A 260-nucleotide genomic window follows, 5' to 3' on the forward strand; every position below is an offset into this window, starting at 1 on the left:
GCCGGCGCGGTCGAGCGCGGCCAGCCAGGGGCCGGCGTCGGCGCCGTCCAGCGCCACCACGCGGGCCGTCTCGGTGGCCAGGTTGACCTCGGCCGACAGCACGCTGGCCTGCTTCAGCAGCGCTTTCTCGACGCGGCCGACGCAGCTCGCGCAGCTCATGCCAGAGATCCTCAGCTGCAGCGCCTGGTGGCGCCCGCCATAGCCGGCGCGCTCCACCGCCGCCGCGAGTTGCGCGGCCGGGGCGTCGCCGTCGACCTGGG

At 76.9% G+C, this 260-nt stretch carries 1 protein-coding gene; it reads right to left on the bottom strand.

All coding sequences use genetic code 11. The features are described 5' to 3' along the window. On the bottom strand, nucleotides 1-260 hold a 260-nt coding region (locus tag RVY79_RS20230; RefSeq protein ID WP_411161768.1), incomplete at both ends, for a cation transporter.

Origin of the sequence: Chromohalobacter sp. HP20-39 (assembly GCF_033052815.1) — a bacterium.
Taxonomy (GTDB): domain Bacteria; phylum Pseudomonadota; class Gammaproteobacteria; order Pseudomonadales; family Halomonadaceae; genus Chromohalobacter.